Origin of the sequence: Pseudoalteromonas sp. ND6B, assembly GCF_000764215.1 — a bacterium.
Classification (GTDB): Bacteria; Pseudomonadota; Gammaproteobacteria; order Enterobacterales; family Alteromonadaceae; genus Pseudoalteromonas; species Pseudoalteromonas tetraodonis.
Genome location: NZ_JQFL01000058.1, coordinates 55,752 through 70,207 on the forward strand (window position 1 = coordinate 55,752; position 14,456 = coordinate 70,207).

Consider the following 14,456-nt stretch of genomic DNA (forward strand, 5'->3'; position numbering starts at 1 on the left):
GGTGGCATGGAGTTAATTAGAGGTATACACAATATACGCCCACAACACTTTGGTTGTGTGCTAACCATTGGTAATTTTGATGGTGTTCATTTGGGTCATGCTGCCGTATTAAAAGGGCTGTTAGCGGATGCCAAAGAAAATAATTTACCCAGCACTGTAATGTTATTTGAGCCTCAGCCACAAGAGTTTTTTGCAAAAAACAATGCCCCGGCTAGGCTTACTCGACTGCGTGATAAACTTCGTCTATTGAGTAACTTGGGGATTGAGCGCGTTATTTGTATTAGCTTTAATCAAGCGTTTGCAAATATGCATGCAGAGCAGTTTGTGAGCGATATTTTAATTAAAAAGCTGGGCGTTAAAGCATTAACGGTTGGCGATGATTTTAGATTTGGTAAACAGCGCCAAGGAAATTTTAGCCTATTGGCTAATATGGGTACTCAAGCGGGAATGAGTGTTAAAAGCACTGCCAGCTTTAGGCAATTAAATGCTAGAGTAAGCAGTACCTTAATACGAGAAGCGCTTGCTGAGGGTGACTTGGTTAGTGCCAAAGTCATGCTTGGGCATAATTATGCGATATCTGGGCGTGTTATTCACGGCTGGAAAAAAGGCCGAGAACTAGGTTTTAGAACGGCAAATATTGCCCTAAAGCGTCAAGTTTGTCCGGTTAATGGCGTATTTGCGGTTCAAGTAATGATCGCAGGAAAACACGTTTTTGGGGTGGCTAACATTGGAAACAAACCCACATTTAATGGAACTCGTGCCTTATTAGAAGTACACCTTTTTGATTTTGCACAAGATATTTATGGACAATTTATGCATGTGGAGTTGATTGAAAAACTTCGCAACGAGAAAAAATTCGAGACATTAACACAACTGACGGCACAAATAGCAACCGATGTTGCCGCCGCTAAGCAGTGTTTTGGTTTAAATTAGGTAGCCGATAGAGACGGAAAGTAGGATTAATGAGCGACTACAAACATACTTTGAATTTACCGGAAACAATGTTTCCAATGCGTGGCAATTTGGCACAACGTGAACCAAAAATGCTTAAAGCATGGTATGAAGACGACCTGTATGGTCAAATTCGCAGCGCAAAGAAAGGTAAAAAAACTTTCATTTTGCATGACGGCCCTCCGTATGCAAACGGCGATATCCATTTAGGCCATTCAGTAAATAAAATATTAAAAGATATTATTGTTAAGTCTAAAACCTTATCAGACTTCGATGCGCCATACGTACCGGGTTGGGACTGCCATGGTTTACCAATCGAGTTAATGGTTGAGAAAAAAGTCGGTAAACCCGGTGTTAAGGTAACTGCTGCAGAATTTCGCGAAAAATGTCGTGCCTATGCTAAAAAGCAAGTGGAAGGCCAAAAAGTAGACTTTAAACGTTTAGGCGTTTTTGGTGATTGGGATAAGCCTTACTTAACCATGAACTTTGACTTTGAAGCCAATGCAATTCGTGTACTAGGTCGCATTATAAAAAATGGCCATCTACATAAAGGCGCAAAACCTGTGCATTGGTGTACAGATTGTGGCTCTGCATTAGCAGAAGCAGAAGTTGAATACCAAGATAAACAATCGCCAGCTATCGATGTACGTTTTACTTTTGCTGATCAAGACGCAGTAGTAAATGCGTTTAACTTGGCTGATGGCCATCAAGGCACTGGCAGTGTAGGGACTGTTATTTGGACTACGACACCGTGGACTTTGCCAGCTAACCGTGCGGTTGCTGTGCATGCTGATTTAGAATACGCGCTAGTACAAGTAGACGATGAAGGTGCTCAGCAGCGTCTGATTTTAGGTTCTGAGCTTGTTAAAGATGCGATGGATCGTTTTGGCTTTAACCACTTCCATATCCTTGGCTATGTTAAAGGTGCAGCACTTGAAAACTTAAACGTTGCACACCCATTTTACGACTTTAACGTACCGGTTATTGTAGCTGAACACGTAACCACAGATTCTGGTACGGGTGTTGTGCATACTGCACCTGGTCATGGTCAAGAAGATTTCGTGGCAGGCCTTGAGTATAATCTTGAAGTGGCTAACCCAGTTGGCGCAAACGGAGTGTACTTACCTGACACTGAATTATTTGCCGGTCAACATGTGTTTAAAGCCAATGCGAGTGTAATTGAGGTATTAAAAGAAAATAATGCCTTAATGCATCATCATGCATTAACTCACAGCTACCCACATTGTTGGCGCCATAAAACGCCTATTATCTTCCGTGCCACACCACAATGGTTTGTTAGCATGGATCAGGCTAACTTACGCAAAGATTCACTGGCTGAAATTAAAAATACTCAATGGTTACCTGAATGGGGCGAAAGCCGTATTGCCAACATGGTTGAAGGCCGCCCTGATTGGTGTATTTCGCGTCAACGTACGTGGGGTGTACCTATTGCATTGTTTGTTGATAAAGACACGGGTGCATTACACCCAAATACTCAAGAGCTGATTGAACAAGCTGCAGTACTTGTGGAAAAATCAGGTATTCAAGCATGGTATGACCTAGAGCCTGCTACTTTGCTAGGTGAAGAAGACGCTAAACAGTACATGAAAGTACAAGACACGCTAGATGTGTGGTTTGACTCAGGTGTGACTCATGCCTGTGTTGTTGATGCGCGTGAAGATTTAGTTGGTCCTGCAGATTTATACCTTGAAGGTTCTGATCAACACCGTGGTTGGTTTATGTCATCAATGATGACTTCAGTGGCAATTAATGGTCATGCACCATACAAGCAAGTGCTTACGCATGGCTTTACGGTTGATGAAAACGGCCGCAAAATGTCTAAGTCATTAGGCAATGTTATTTCGCCACAAAATGTGATGAATAAACTGGGCGCTGATATTTTACGTTTATGGGTAGCATCAACTGATTACACAGCAGAAATGACCGTATCCGATGAAATATTCAAACGTTCGGCAGATCGTTACCGTCGTATTCGTAACACCAGCCGTTACTTACTTGCTAACCTAAGTGGTTTTGATCCAAAAACGGATCAAGTTGCTGTTGATGATATGGTTGAGCTTGATAAGTGGATTGTAGGGCGCGCAGCACAGTTACAAGATGATATTTTAGCGGCTTACGATAGCTACCAAATGCTATTAGTAACGCAAAAGCTAATGAACTTCTGTACCGGTGAGCTTGGTTCGTTCTACTTAGACGTTATAAAAGACCGTCAGTACACGGCAAAAAGCGACAGCCATGCACGTCGTTCTTGTCAAACAGCGCTTTATCATATTGCTGAAGCTATGACTCGCTGGATGGCGCCAATCATGAGCTTTACAGCGCAAGAAATTTGGGAAGCACTTCCAGGTGAGCGCAGTGACTATGTATTTACTTCAACATGGTATGAGGGATTACAAGCACCAACAACGACCAAGTTTAGTAATGAAGACTGGCAAGCTATTTTAAATGTGCGTGACGAAGTGAACCGTCTGTTAGAAGCTGCACGTAAAGAAGATGTGATTGGCGCAACATTACAAGCAACCGTAAACCTGTTTGCCAGCAAAGAGCTTGCAGCAAAACTTGCGGCGTTAGGCGATGAGCTACGTTTTGTGTTGTTAACCTCTGCGGTTAACGTTACCGAGGTAGACAGTCAACCTGCAGATTCACAAACTACTGAAATTGATGGCTTATACATTAGCGTATCAGCAACAGATGCTAAAAAGTGTGAACGTTGTTGGCATTACAGTGAAGATGTAGGTGTTGAGCCTGCTCATCCCGAAATTTGTGGTCGTTGTGTAAGTAACGTTGACGGTGAAGGTGAAAAGCGTCAATTCGCTTAGGAGTTGTTTTTAGTGAGCAAACTAACCCAAAAAAGTGGTTTAGTGTGGCTTTGGTTGAGTCTATTACTGCTTGTAATAGACTTTGCCAGTAAAACACTGGTTGTAAACACCATGGCTTATGGTGAGTCAATTAATTTACTGCCTGTTTTTAGCATCACTTATGTACATAACTACGGTGCAGCCTATAGCTTTTTAAGCGAAGCGGGTGGCTGGCAGCGTTGGTTTTTAAGTGCAATAGCAATCGCGATTAGTTGTTTGTTGGTGTGGTGGTTAAAACGTCTTCCAGCGTCTAATAAAGTATTATGTGGTGCTTACTCGTTAGTTTTAGCCGGTGCTATTGGTAACTTGTACGACCGCATTGCTTATGGTTACGTTATTGATTTTTTACATGTGTTTTACGAAGACTCACATTTTCCCGTATTTAATATTGCAGACTGCGCTATTTGTATTGGTGCTGCATTATTACTATTTGACGCCTTTACCGGCGAAAATCCAAAGGAGCATAAAGCATGAGCCAAGCTGTAATTGGTGAAAACTCAGAAGTTATTTTTCATTTTTCTATTAAACTAGAAGATGGCTCTGCCGCTGACTCAACGAAAGTGCATAACAAGCCGGCTAAGCTCACTATGGGTGATGGCAGCTTAACCGCTAATTTTGAAAAATGTTTACTTGGCCTAACGGCCGGTGAGAGCAAAACATTTGAACTTGAGCCGGAAGATGCCTTTGGTCAACCAAACCCAGATAATATTTATTATGTAGATCGTAGTAAGTTTGGTGTAGAAACGCCGGCTAAAGTAGGTGCTATTATTGCGTTTACTCAACCTGATGGCACCGAGCTTCCGGGTTTGGTGCGTGAAGTGCAAGGCGAGTCAGTTACTATCGATTTTAATCACCCATTAGCGGGCCAGCGCTTAACGTTTGAAGTTGATATTATTGAGGTGCAAGGTTGATGGAAATATTATTAGCTAATCCACGAGGCTTTTGCGCCGGTGTTGACCGCGCAATTAGCATTGTTGAGCGCGCTTTAGATATTTTTGAAAAACCAATCTATGTGCGCCATGAAGTGGTACACAATCGTTATGTGGTTGATGGCTTAAAAAATCGCGGCGCTGTGTTTGTTGAAGAGCTTGATCAGGTACCGGATGACAGTATTGTTATATTTAGTGCTCATGGTGTATCACAGGCTGTACGCAGTGAAGCAAAACGCCGTGAGCTTAAAGTATTTGATGCAACCTGCCCGTTAGTGACTAAAGTGCATATGGAAGTTACCCGTGCCAGCAGAAAAGGCATTGAATGCATTTTAATTGGTCACCATGGACACCCCGAGGTTGAGGGCACTATGGGTCAATACGACAATCAACAAGGTGGCATTTACCTAGTTGAAACCGTTGATGACGTGTTAAAGCTTGATGTTAAGAATGCAGATAACCTTTTTTATTGCAGCCAAACAACCTTATCGGTAGATGATACTGCGGATGTGATTGATGCCTTACGCAGCAAGTTTCCTGCTATTGATGGTCCGCGTAAAGATGATATTTGTTATGCAACTCAAAACCGTCAAGATGCAGTACGTGATTTAGCAGACAAAGTCGATGTGCTATTGGTTGTAGGCGCTAAAAATAGCTCTAACTCCAATCGTTTACGAGAACTAGCTGATAAAATGGGTACGCGTGCGTACTTAATTGACGATGCCAGCAATGTTGAAGCGTCATGGTTTGATGGTATCAATAGTGTGGGGGTTACCGCAGGCGCGTCAGCACCTGAAGTGCTAGTGCAGCAAGTGATTACCCGCTTAAAAGAGCTCGGTGGTAACCAAGTAACAGAAAATCCTGGTGAAGAAGAAAACATTGTTTTTGCTGTACCAGTAGAGCTGCGTTAATTTAGAGATAAACCATAAAAGGAGGGTCGAATGGGTAAGCAACTGTCACCAGATGCGTTACTTTTTTCGGCCCTTTTTAATGAGCGTGGTGTGCTTGCATCCCTCGTAGTAACACAGGTTGTGGCTATTATATTAGCTTTTGCTCCTAATGCTGGCGATGACATATGGCTGCATTTGGGGGCGATCAGTTTGTTTCTCCATGTAACTGTGCTGGTCAGTACCTCTTTTTTATATCTTTGTCGTCGATTACTCGCAAAACAGACTCAGTTTATTCAGATCAGTTTTTTTATTGCTTCATATAGTCTCAGTACTGCTGTATTTAGTCTGGTGTTTTCTCATATTGCTTTTGATATTGAAAACGAAAAACAACTGACGTTTTTTGTGCTGCGTAATTGCATTATTGTATTTTTGCTTACCTTACTGTTTGTACAATTTTTGCTTATTCATTTTGAAAAAGAGCAGCAAACCAAAGCACTTTCTCGTGCAGAACTTGATGCTTTGCAGGCACGGATCCGACCCCACTTTTTATATAATAGCTTGAATACGGCGGCAGAATTAACGCATCATGACGTTGAGGCTGCAGAGCATGCAATTTTAGCACTAGCAGCGCTGTCTCAAGCTGCAATGCGTTCAGGTCAAAGTGTATTACTCAGTGATGAAATAACATTAACTAAACAGTATATTGCGCTTGAATCATGGCGCTTTGCAGAGCGCTTAAAGGTTGAGTGGTTATTACCAGAACATCTCCCTGCGCTATATATTCCATATCTAACATTACAACCTTTGGTAGAGAACGCAGTATGTCATGGCATTGAGCCAAGCCAAAGTGGTGCTACTATAAGTATTGAACTGCATGTGACAACACATTATTTAACCTTAATTGTAACTAATCCTGTACCTACTGAAACTGAAAATACTAGAGAGCATAACGGTATGGCTCTTGATAATATTCGTTCTCGTTTAAGTATTTATTATAAAGGTCGGGCGCAACTGACAATAACCAATAAAGATAATCAATTTAGAGTCAAAGTAGTCATCCCAAAACAAGCAGAGAATACGTTATGAATGTATTGATTGTAGATGATGAACCCTTAGCAAGGGCACGATTGAAGCGTTTACTCGCTGAGAACCATACATCCATTCATGTGCAAGGAGAGGCTAGTAATGGCAATGACGCTTTAACACAAATGAAAAAGCAGCAGCCTGATTTAGTGTTTTTAGATATTGATATGCCAGGCTTAAATGGCATCGAAGTGGCCAATCAACTCAATGATCTAGCGGTACCTCCGGCGATTATTTTTATAACCGCTCATCCTGAGCATGCACTTGATGCGATGCAGTTAAATGCAGCCGGATATTTGGTAAAACCTATATCAGAAAAAAGTTTGCAACATGCATTACAACAGTTAGGACGTTTAAACAGAGTACACCTGCAACAACAACAAACAGAAAAAATAACCTATCAATTAGCAGGCACCGTAAGAAGTATAAAAATAGAAAATGTTTTTTATTTTTATGCACAGGAAAAGTATACCAAAGTTGTGTTCGATGGTGGGGAGGCTCTAATTGAAGACAGTTTAAAGCAACTTGAAATGCAATATCCTCGTCACTTATTGCGAATTCATCGAAATACCTTAGTGAATAAAAATAAAATTTTGGCACTCCATACACTTAAAAACCATCAACATGTTATTGAACTCAAAGGGTGTTCACCTTTTTTAGCTGTTAGTCGTCGAGCGCTCAAAAGCGTAAAAAGCGTACTTTAGCACACCGACCTATTAACCGCTTATCAACATAATTAACCGTTGGTCGTGGTCCTAGTTGAATCTATTTTTTTATTGCATACACTTAGTATCAGATAATTATTATTTGGTTTTACTATGTCTTTGAGCACGTTTAAATTGCAAAAAGGTTTTACCCTTATTGAGGTCCTGATTGCGTTTATTATTCTTAGCTTTGGTTTATTGGGGGCTGTAGCCCTGCAAGCAAAAGCAAAACAAGCAAGCTTTGATTCAATGCAACGTGCTGCTGCTGTTGCGCTTGGTAATGATATTATCCAACGTATTCGGGCTAACGATACATCGCAACTAGCTACATTATACGACCTTGAGTTTACCAGCGAGACAAGTATTAATTCCTCTACAACCTGTTTTACAAGTTCATGCAGTAATGCACAAATTGCGAGTTTAGATATAGAGCAGTGGAAGCGTGCTATTCGTGCCCGCGAAAATACGGGATCACTTGATGGTGCCACCGTATGTATTAATCCAGAGTCGGTAGCAGGCTCTGGCGGTAAGGCGTTTAATATTGAGGTCATTGTTTCTTGGCAGGGTCGTCAAGAATTTAAGGCGAGTGAGGCAACAGGCAAAATTAGCTGTGGTGTAGCAGATAAAAGGCGCCGTTTAGTTGTACTTACTAGCTACATTTACGTTAGGAGCTAAGATGAAGCAAGCTGGTTTTACACTCATTGAAATGATGATCTCTTTATTTATAGGGGGATTAATTTTGGGTGGCGTAATGTTTACCTATATTGGTATGAAAGTGACGACCCGCGATACGATGACAATAGGTGAGCTGCAAGAGTCTGGTCGATTAGCCATTAATATTATGCAACGCGATATAGAACAAGTAGGCTTTTGGGGAACATTTTATGATGATTCGTTTACTGCAATAAATACATCATCATTAACAAATCCTACAGGTGATTGCTTCGAAGGTCTCAACAATGGCAGCTTTCCTGATTTAACCAGCAGCAGTAATTTTAAAACCCTTTATGCAAAAACAGCGGCAAGTTCAAGTGAACTTAATTGTGTTAATAACCCTTTAGCGGGTACTGATATTTTACAGGTTAAGTTTTTACAAGGTCACCAACTAGAAGTTGATGCCGCAGGTGTTAATGAAACGCAAAGTGATGAGAATTACTTTATTGCTGAGCAAGAAAATGCACGCTTTGTTCGAGGTGTTATCGACCCTGATAGTTTAAATGTTAATGCCAGTGTTTGGCCTTATAGCCATCATAGTTATTATATTGCTGAGCAAACTTATACAGTCAATAATAAAAGTATTACTGTACCCGCACTCATGCGAAAACGTTTAGTAGCTGGTTCTATGAATACAGAAACTATAATGGAAGGCGTGGAGAATATGCGTTTTGTGTTTGGTTTAGATACCACCACCGACAGTCGCGTGGATACCTATAAAAGCATTAATAACATGACAGCCACAGACTGGGAAAACCGCAAAGGTATTTTAACGGTACAAGTTTTTTTATTGATTAGAGCACTGCAACCTGACCCAGGTATTACACTCAAAAACCAAACCTATGTATTAGGGGAAGATGCTAATAAACGCACCCTTACTTTTTCAGATAACTTTAGACGTACTGTATTCACAACAACTATCCGTTTAAATAACGTGGGAGCAAATTTATGGCGTATTTAATCCCGATGAAAAATAAACAGCAAGGTGTGGTGCTTATCACTGCACTAATAATGGTCATAGCCGTTACAGGTATTGCAGTGACGTTAATGAGTAGCAGTAGTATAGATATTAAAATTACTAATTCAGCACAAGAGCGAGAAGTTGCCGAAAATGAACTTATCGGCGAAGTGCAGCGCATGATTGCCGATGAAGCGAGCAATGGTGCAACAAATCAATTTTTCTTAACGCCAGAGGAAGTAACTACCATGGCGTCTGGCAATGAAAAAGGCATGGTTATAGCCGAACATAATGATATGCAAAGTAGAATGATTAACTTAAATAAAGGCGTGCTTGATTTAGAATGTCCTCGTCGTTTTAGTTTTACAGCTGGGATCTCATGCAACATGGTACAAGTTTCAACAACTATTGAGTATGGCTCTAAAAGTAAGCACCAACTAACAATTGTGACAGGCGTAGCCCAAGAGATGGCTAGCCTAAGCAAGGGGATTTAAAATGAAACTGATACTAAATAAAGCACTCATTTCTTTAATAGGAATAATGCTTAGCATGTCAGCAGGCGCTGAAGATATAGAGCTGTATGTTAATCATAATGTACAAACCAATGAAAAGCCTCGCGTAATCATGATTTTTGATACATCGGGAAGTATGGCATGGGATGTAAATGATGGTGATGCCTGTTATAAAAGAAGCGGTAATAGTTATTACGAGGTTGATTGCTTTGAAAGTAAAGACAGTTATAAACGAAATGAGCAATGTTATAAAAGAACTAGTTACTACAATTATGAACCCACATGTAGTGATAGCCGCTTAAGAGTTGCGCAAAATGCTATCACCCAATTAGTGAACGATAACGATGATATTGAATTTGGTTTAATGCGCTTTAATGGTAGCAATGGCGGGTATGTTTTAGCCAGAGTAGGGGCTGAAAAGTCATTTTTACTAAATAAAGTAGAAGAGTTACCTGCAAGTGGTTCAACTCCATTAACAGAAACACTCTGGGAAGCCTACCTGTATATCACGGGACAAAACGTATATTATGGGGGAAATACTGATAAGCGAGATTTTACAGCTGAATCATCAGGAGTTTATAAATCACCCTTTGCGCCTGTTACTGGCGAGCCACTTAGGTGTGATAACAGTATTAATATTATTTTAATGACAGATGGCGATCCAACCAACGATTCAAATAGAAATAATGATATATACAACCTTCATAATAGTTATTTCTCTGGTAATCCGCCTGCTGTTAGTAACAGCTATTTGGCGGCGCTAGCAAAAATTATTCACGGTACAGATGATGTAAAAGTTGACTTGTATAGCAAAACTAAGAACGTACTTGATATAGGACGTGTATTTCCTATCGGTTTTGGTACGGGTATGAGTGACTCAGGTAAAAACTTACTTACTGAGACTGCAGATTACGGTGGTGGGCAATACTTACATGCGAATACAGCTGCGCAACTATCTGATGCACTTAAAAATACGATTTCTCGTATTCGTGAAGTAAATGACAGTTTTTCATCGCCGTCAGTGGCGAGTAACAATGTAGATCAAACTCGAAGTCGTGATGCTATTTATTTTGCTATGTTTTATCCAGAAACCGGGGCGCGCTGGCGTGGGAACCTGAAAAAGTTAAAGGTATCGGGCAGCCAAATAGTCGATGCAACCAACAAACAAGCCCTTAATAGTGACGGTTTAATTTCAAAAGAGGCAAAAACATTTTGGTTACCTGCGGGCCAACCCGCTGATGGTAACGCGGTTGCTCAGGGGGGGGTAAACCATTATTTAAGCACCATAGATCCACTTGCTCGTAATTTATTTACGGAGAATCAAGGCTCGATTGTTAGTTTTGATACTTCGGCTGTTAGTGACATTCTCAGTGGCATTGTTAATAACCCGCTGACCTTATCCACTCAAGATGTTAATTGGGCAAGAGGAGTAGATGTTGATGATGAGGACAAAGATGGCTCATCACAAGACCAACGCGCTGATATATTTGGTGATCCTTTGCATTCAAAACCAATTGCAATTGATTATGGTAATGATGATATTCGCATCCTCATAGGGACAAATGCTGGCTTCTTACATATGTTTAAAGATGCCGGTGAGACTGTAAGTGAAAGTTGGGCATTTATACCTTCAGCACTGTTTGACATTATTAAACCACTTAGAAATAAACAAGCAGATAGTAAAGTATATGGTATGGATGGCCCTATCAGTGTCTACTTTAGTAATAAAAGCTTAAATAGTGAAGGTTTGAATGACGGTATTATAGATGCTAGCAAAGGAGACGAGGTATGGGCTTTTGCTGGAATGCGCCGTGGTGGTAAAAACTACTATGGTTTAGATATTACAAATCCTAATCAGCCAAAACGTCTTTGGAGCAAACCAATTGAAGGGGGTAAAGGCGACTTTACTGAATTGGCACAAACGTGGTCAAAGCCACAAATAGCTTATATTAAAGCTTTTGGTAATAAGCCTTTGCTTGTGTTTGGCGCGGGTTACGATACAAATAAAGATGCGGCAATAAGAGCAGAGGACTCAAAAGGGCGTGGTATTTATATTGTTGAGGCAAAAACAGGCAGCTTAGTTTGGGCGTTAACCCCAGACAGTAATGGCTTTAAAGGTAAACACAGTATTGCTGCTGATTTAACTACGCTTGATTCAGATTATGATGGCTATATTGACAGAATTTATGCCTCAGATACCGGTGGTAATATTTGGCGAATTGATATGCCTGGAGAAGATAGCAGTGAGTTTAGCCATTTCAAACTTGCAGAGCTAGGTAGTAATCAAGATACTCAAGATAGACGATTCTTTTATAAACCATTGGTTGCGCGTACTTTGTTTAGTAAAGTAACAGAGACCACGGTTAATGGTAATAAAGTCATTACTCGTTTAGATACTCCTTATGATGCAGTTGTTATTGGCAGCGGTAACCGTTCAAAACCAACGAATACAAACGAGCAAGATCAATTGTTTATGATCCGTGATGAGAATACTCTGACGCGTTCATTTAAAACTAATGCTCCTGCGCCAATTGTGCCTGCAGATTTAATGGTGATGAATAGTGACCCCTTTGGTAATACTTTAGATGACTTAGATGGTTTCACCCTTGTTGAAGCTGAACTGGCGAAAAAGAAAGGGTGGCGTTATGAGCTAGCGAAAGGTGAAAAGTCATTAGCTGCAGCTACCGTTGTTGGTGGGGTTGCTTATTTTACCTCTTTCACGCCAGCATCTGATGAAGTTGTAGAGAATCAATGTTCTTTAAGTGGCGGTGGCGGCGCACTTTATGCTTTTCATTTGCATTACGGTACTAAAGTGTATGAACAACTAAAATTTGCAACCAGTTATGATGTGCCAGATACACCACAGCTTTATTTTGGTGCGACTAATTCCTGTGCTGATTCTAACAATGATGGAAAATGTGATGATAATCCAGAGGAAGATGTTATCGAAGAGAGCCAGTTTTTTCTAATTGGCCCTGGGATCAAAGGGGAACAAGCTGAAAATCCACTTAAGCCAATAGAAATTACAGGACCTGGCTTAAAAGTGGTAGATGGTAAAATTAAGCTAGTGAATGATAAACAACCCATTGGCTTTGGTTTTAAAACGCAGCAAACATATATTTATAAGCGTGAAGAAAACGATGAGATCAACAATTAAGGGCTGTATATGAATAAGACACAACAAGGATTTACATTAATTGAGTTAATGATCACCGTTGCGATTGTTGGCATCATTGCCGCCATTGCAGTGCCTAATTACAGTGAATATATAAAAAGGGCATCACGCGCAGAAGCCGCTTCTGCGCTTTTAGATGCGGCAAACAAGCAAGAGCAATACTTTGTGGATAACCGAGCATATTCAACTTCGTTTAGCGACTTAGGTATTCAAAGTAAAACTGAAAACGGTCATTTTGAGCTAACAATTAATGTGGTTAATAGCAATGAATTTACAATCACTGCTAAACCCATTGCTGGTGCCGTGAAAGGGGATGCTGATTGCACGTCATTAACCATTAATGACGTTGGCTTAAAAGGAGCAACGGGTAGTAAAGGCAATACCGACATCAACTATTGCTGGGGTAGATAACATTAGTTATTTTTGGCATTTGTTGGTAGATTTTATTCGTATTCGCCCAGTTTGACTTATTGACAGAGCAAGCCCCTCAAGGCTTGCTTTTTCGTTATTTGGGCAATAGATAAAAGTACCGTTTTGAAAGCCGTTTAAAGAGCCGTCGGGTCTAAAAGTGATGGCATCCCGAGGATACTCTAAGCTATCAGAGGGATGGGTATGTTCAAAGGTACTAATAAGGCGCTCGTCATCATCCAAAGAGGTTGACTTGTCGTTATCAATAAAAAGTGACACCTGATTGTCCCAATCATCTTCTAAACACTCATTATTTTTCAAGGCACATAGAGTGACGTAGCTATTATTTTCTATTGCATAAAGACGTGCATAATTAATGTTTCTGTGTAATAGATTAATCTGGTTATCTGCGCGATTGAGCGCCAAGAAATCAGGAAAAAACCATAAAGAGAGTTGGCTTAGTATCGCTATAACTGAAATGGTTACTAGTAATTCTAATAATGTAACGCCACCATTTTTGTGAACACTTATAATTAACTTCATCCCTGAAGCCTTTCATTGAACAGTCCATTATATTAGTTTAGTAAACAATCAAAAAAACGACAAAGTATGAAATGGCTTTTAACCACAGCTCTCTGTGGTATCCCCTAAATAAAAAGCGGTGCCTGATTGCGTTAATGTTAACGCTTTTTGGTTTTTGTTGTCGCCGTTAGGACAAAATATGAAGTTCCCAGGATTTGTAGTTATACGTCCGCTGGTATTAAATCGTATACGGGTATCTGTAAATGAAACGCGATCATTAGGACTAATTTCCTCCATGACTCTGATCAAGCTATCTGTTTCATTATTATATTGGCCATTATTATTAGCATCTATAAAGGTAATAATTATTTGATCAACATCCCATTTACTTGAGCAAGTTAGGGTTTTATCACTACTTTTTACTTTTGTACCTGGAGCAGCGCACACAATTACGATCTCATCGGTACTAGCCGCTTGTGAGCGTGCAAAGCTAATATTACGTTTAAGTTCTAATAAAAAATTTTCACCTCGGTTTTCTTCCAGCATATCGCTACTGTTCCACAACGCAATAGTGGCTATAATGCCAACAATGGCCACGGTGACCATTAACTCTAATAGGGTAAATCCACGGTGCTTAGTTTTCATATAAATCTCATTAACTCGGTGATGTTTTAGTATAGTTATTTTTATTAAAATAATCATACCATGATTATTTTTCACCGGTGCTATTC

14 protein-coding genes are annotated in these 14,456 nt (G+C 40.3%); 12 read left to right on the forward strand and 2 right to left on the reverse strand.

Translation table 11 applies throughout. The features are described 5' to 3' along the window. Positions 1-6: 6 nt before the first annotated feature. The 12 genes from ribF (at position 7) to ND6B_RS05740 (ending at position 13,206) form a co-directional block, all read left to right on the forward strand. On the forward strand, positions 7-933 hold the full coding sequence (gene ribF / locus ND6B_RS05795; protein WP_024602833.1) for a bifunctional riboflavin kinase/FAD synthetase: 927 nt from the start codon (positions 7-9) through the stop codon (positions 931-933). 29 nt (positions 934-962) lie between these two features. Continuing rightward, entirely contained in the window at positions 963-3,791 is a 2,829-nt protein-coding gene (gene ileS / locus ND6B_RS05790; protein ID WP_013464470.1) for an isoleucine--tRNA ligase, read from the forward strand. 12 nt (positions 3,792-3,803) lie between these two features. Further along, positions 3,804-4,304: a signal peptidase II gene (lspA, locus tag ND6B_RS05785; protein ID WP_013464471.1), complete on the forward strand. Its 501-nt coding sequence runs from the start codon at positions 3,804-3,806 to the stop codon at positions 4,302-4,304. After that, positions 4,301-4,741, forward strand: coding sequence for an FKBP-type peptidyl-prolyl cis-trans isomerase (fkpB, locus tag ND6B_RS05780; protein WP_033103850.1), 441 nt, complete (start codon positions 4,301-4,303; stop codon positions 4,739-4,741). The genes lspA and fkpB overlap by 4 nt, the downstream gene beginning before the upstream one ends. Then, a complete protein-coding gene (gene ispH / locus ND6B_RS05775; protein WP_013464473.1) occupies positions 4,741-5,670 on the forward strand; it encodes a 4-hydroxy-3-methylbut-2-enyl diphosphate reductase in 930 nt (309 codons plus the stop codon). The genes fkpB and ispH overlap by 1 nt, the downstream gene beginning before the upstream one ends. A gap of 30 nt (positions 5,671-5,700) precedes the next feature. Then, positions 5,701-6,735, forward strand: a complete 1,035-nt coding sequence (locus ND6B_RS05770; protein ID WP_013464474.1) for a sensor histidine kinase — start codon at positions 5,701-5,703, stop codon at positions 6,733-6,735. Further along, positions 6,732-7,436, forward strand: a complete 705-nt coding sequence (locus ND6B_RS05765; RefSeq protein WP_024602831.1) for a LytR/AlgR family response regulator transcription factor — start codon at positions 6,732-6,734, stop codon at positions 7,434-7,436. Before ND6B_RS05770 ends, ND6B_RS05765 begins: the two co-directional genes overlap by 4 nt. Before the next feature lie 114 nt (positions 7,437-7,550). Continuing rightward, on the forward strand, positions 7,551-8,111 hold the full coding sequence (gene pilV / locus ND6B_RS05760; RefSeq protein ID WP_024602830.1) for a type IV pilus modification protein PilV: 561 nt from the start codon (positions 7,551-7,553) through the stop codon (positions 8,109-8,111). Between the two features lies 1 nt (position 8,112). Next, complete coding sequence (locus tag ND6B_RS05755) at positions 8,113-9,111, forward strand: PilW family protein (protein ID WP_013464477.1); 999 nt, start codon at positions 8,113-8,115, stop codon at positions 9,109-9,111. Next, positions 9,099-9,602 (forward strand): hypothetical protein, encoded by a 504-nt coding sequence (locus tag ND6B_RS05750; RefSeq protein ID WP_016899436.1) that lies wholly within the window; start codon positions 9,099-9,101, stop codon positions 9,600-9,602. The genes ND6B_RS05755 and ND6B_RS05750 overlap by 13 nt, the downstream gene beginning before the upstream one ends. A gap of 1 nt (position 9,603) precedes the next feature. Beyond that, positions 9,604-12,777, forward strand: coding sequence for a pilus assembly protein (locus ND6B_RS05745; protein ID WP_033103851.1), 3,174 nt, complete (start codon positions 9,604-9,606; stop codon positions 12,775-12,777). 9 nt (positions 12,778-12,786) lie between these two features. Continuing rightward, positions 12,787-13,206, forward strand: a complete 420-nt coding sequence (locus tag ND6B_RS05740; RefSeq protein ID WP_013464480.1) for a type IV pilin protein — start codon at positions 12,787-12,789, stop codon at positions 13,204-13,206. Positions 13,207-13,212: 6 nt separating this feature from the next. Here the strand turns inward: ND6B_RS05740 and ND6B_RS05735 are convergent, their stop codons facing one another. Together ND6B_RS05735 and ND6B_RS05730 are read right to left on the reverse strand one after the other, a co-directional pair. After that, positions 13,213-13,746, reverse strand: coding sequence for a GspH/FimT family pseudopilin (locus tag ND6B_RS05735; RefSeq protein WP_028835385.1), 534 nt, complete (start codon positions 13,744-13,746; stop codon positions 13,213-13,215). Between the two features lie 78 nt (positions 13,747-13,824). Then, the gene (locus ND6B_RS05730; protein WP_033103916.1) at positions 13,825-14,370 is read right to left on the reverse strand and encodes a GspH/FimT family pseudopilin; all 546 of its coding nucleotides are present in this window, start codon (positions 14,368-14,370) and stop codon (positions 13,825-13,827) included. Positions 14,371-14,456: the final 86 nt, after the last annotated feature.

Excerpts from the sequence above, each read along its gene's own strand:
- ribF (WP_024602833.1), top strand. The coding sequence starts at position 7 with ATGGAGTTAATTAGAGGTATACACAATATACGCCCACAACACTTTGGT.
- ileS (WP_013464470.1), top strand. The coding sequence starts at position 963 with ATGAGCGACTACAAACATACTTTGAATTTACCGGAAACAATGTTTCCA.
- fkpB (WP_033103850.1), top strand. The coding sequence starts at position 4,301 with ATGAGCCAAGCTGTAATTGGTGAAAACTCAGAAGTTATTTTTCATTTT.
- ispH (WP_013464473.1), top strand. The coding sequence starts at position 4,741 with ATGGAAATATTATTAGCTAATCCACGAGGCTTTTGCGCCGGTGTTGAC.
- ND6B_RS05770 (WP_013464474.1), top strand. The coding sequence starts at position 5,701 with ATGGGTAAGCAACTGTCACCAGATGCGTTACTTTTTTCGGCCCTTTTT.
- ND6B_RS05765 (WP_024602831.1), top strand. The coding sequence starts at position 6,732 with ATGAATGTATTGATTGTAGATGATGAACCCTTAGCAAGGGCACGATTG.
- pilV (WP_024602830.1), top strand. The coding sequence starts at position 7,551 with ATGTCTTTGAGCACGTTTAAATTGCAAAAAGGTTTTACCCTTATTGAG.
- ND6B_RS05755 (WP_013464477.1), top strand. The coding sequence starts at position 8,113 with ATGAAGCAAGCTGGTTTTACACTCATTGAAATGATGATCTCTTTATTT.
- ND6B_RS05750 (WP_016899436.1), top strand. The coding sequence starts at position 9,099 with ATGGCGTATTTAATCCCGATGAAAAATAAACAGCAAGGTGTGGTGCTT.
- ND6B_RS05745 (WP_033103851.1), top strand. The coding sequence starts at position 9,604 with ATGAAACTGATACTAAATAAAGCACTCATTTCTTTAATAGGAATAATG.
- ND6B_RS05740 (WP_013464480.1), top strand. The coding sequence starts at position 12,787 with ATGAATAAGACACAACAAGGATTTACATTAATTGAGTTAATGATCACC.
- ND6B_RS05735 (WP_028835385.1), bottom strand. The coding sequence starts at position 13,746 with ATGAAGTTAATTATAAGTGTTCACAAAAATGGTGGCGTTACATTATTA.
- ND6B_RS05730 (WP_033103916.1), bottom strand. The coding sequence starts at position 14,370 with ATGAAAACTAAGCACCGTGGATTTACCCTATTAGAGTTAATGGTCACC.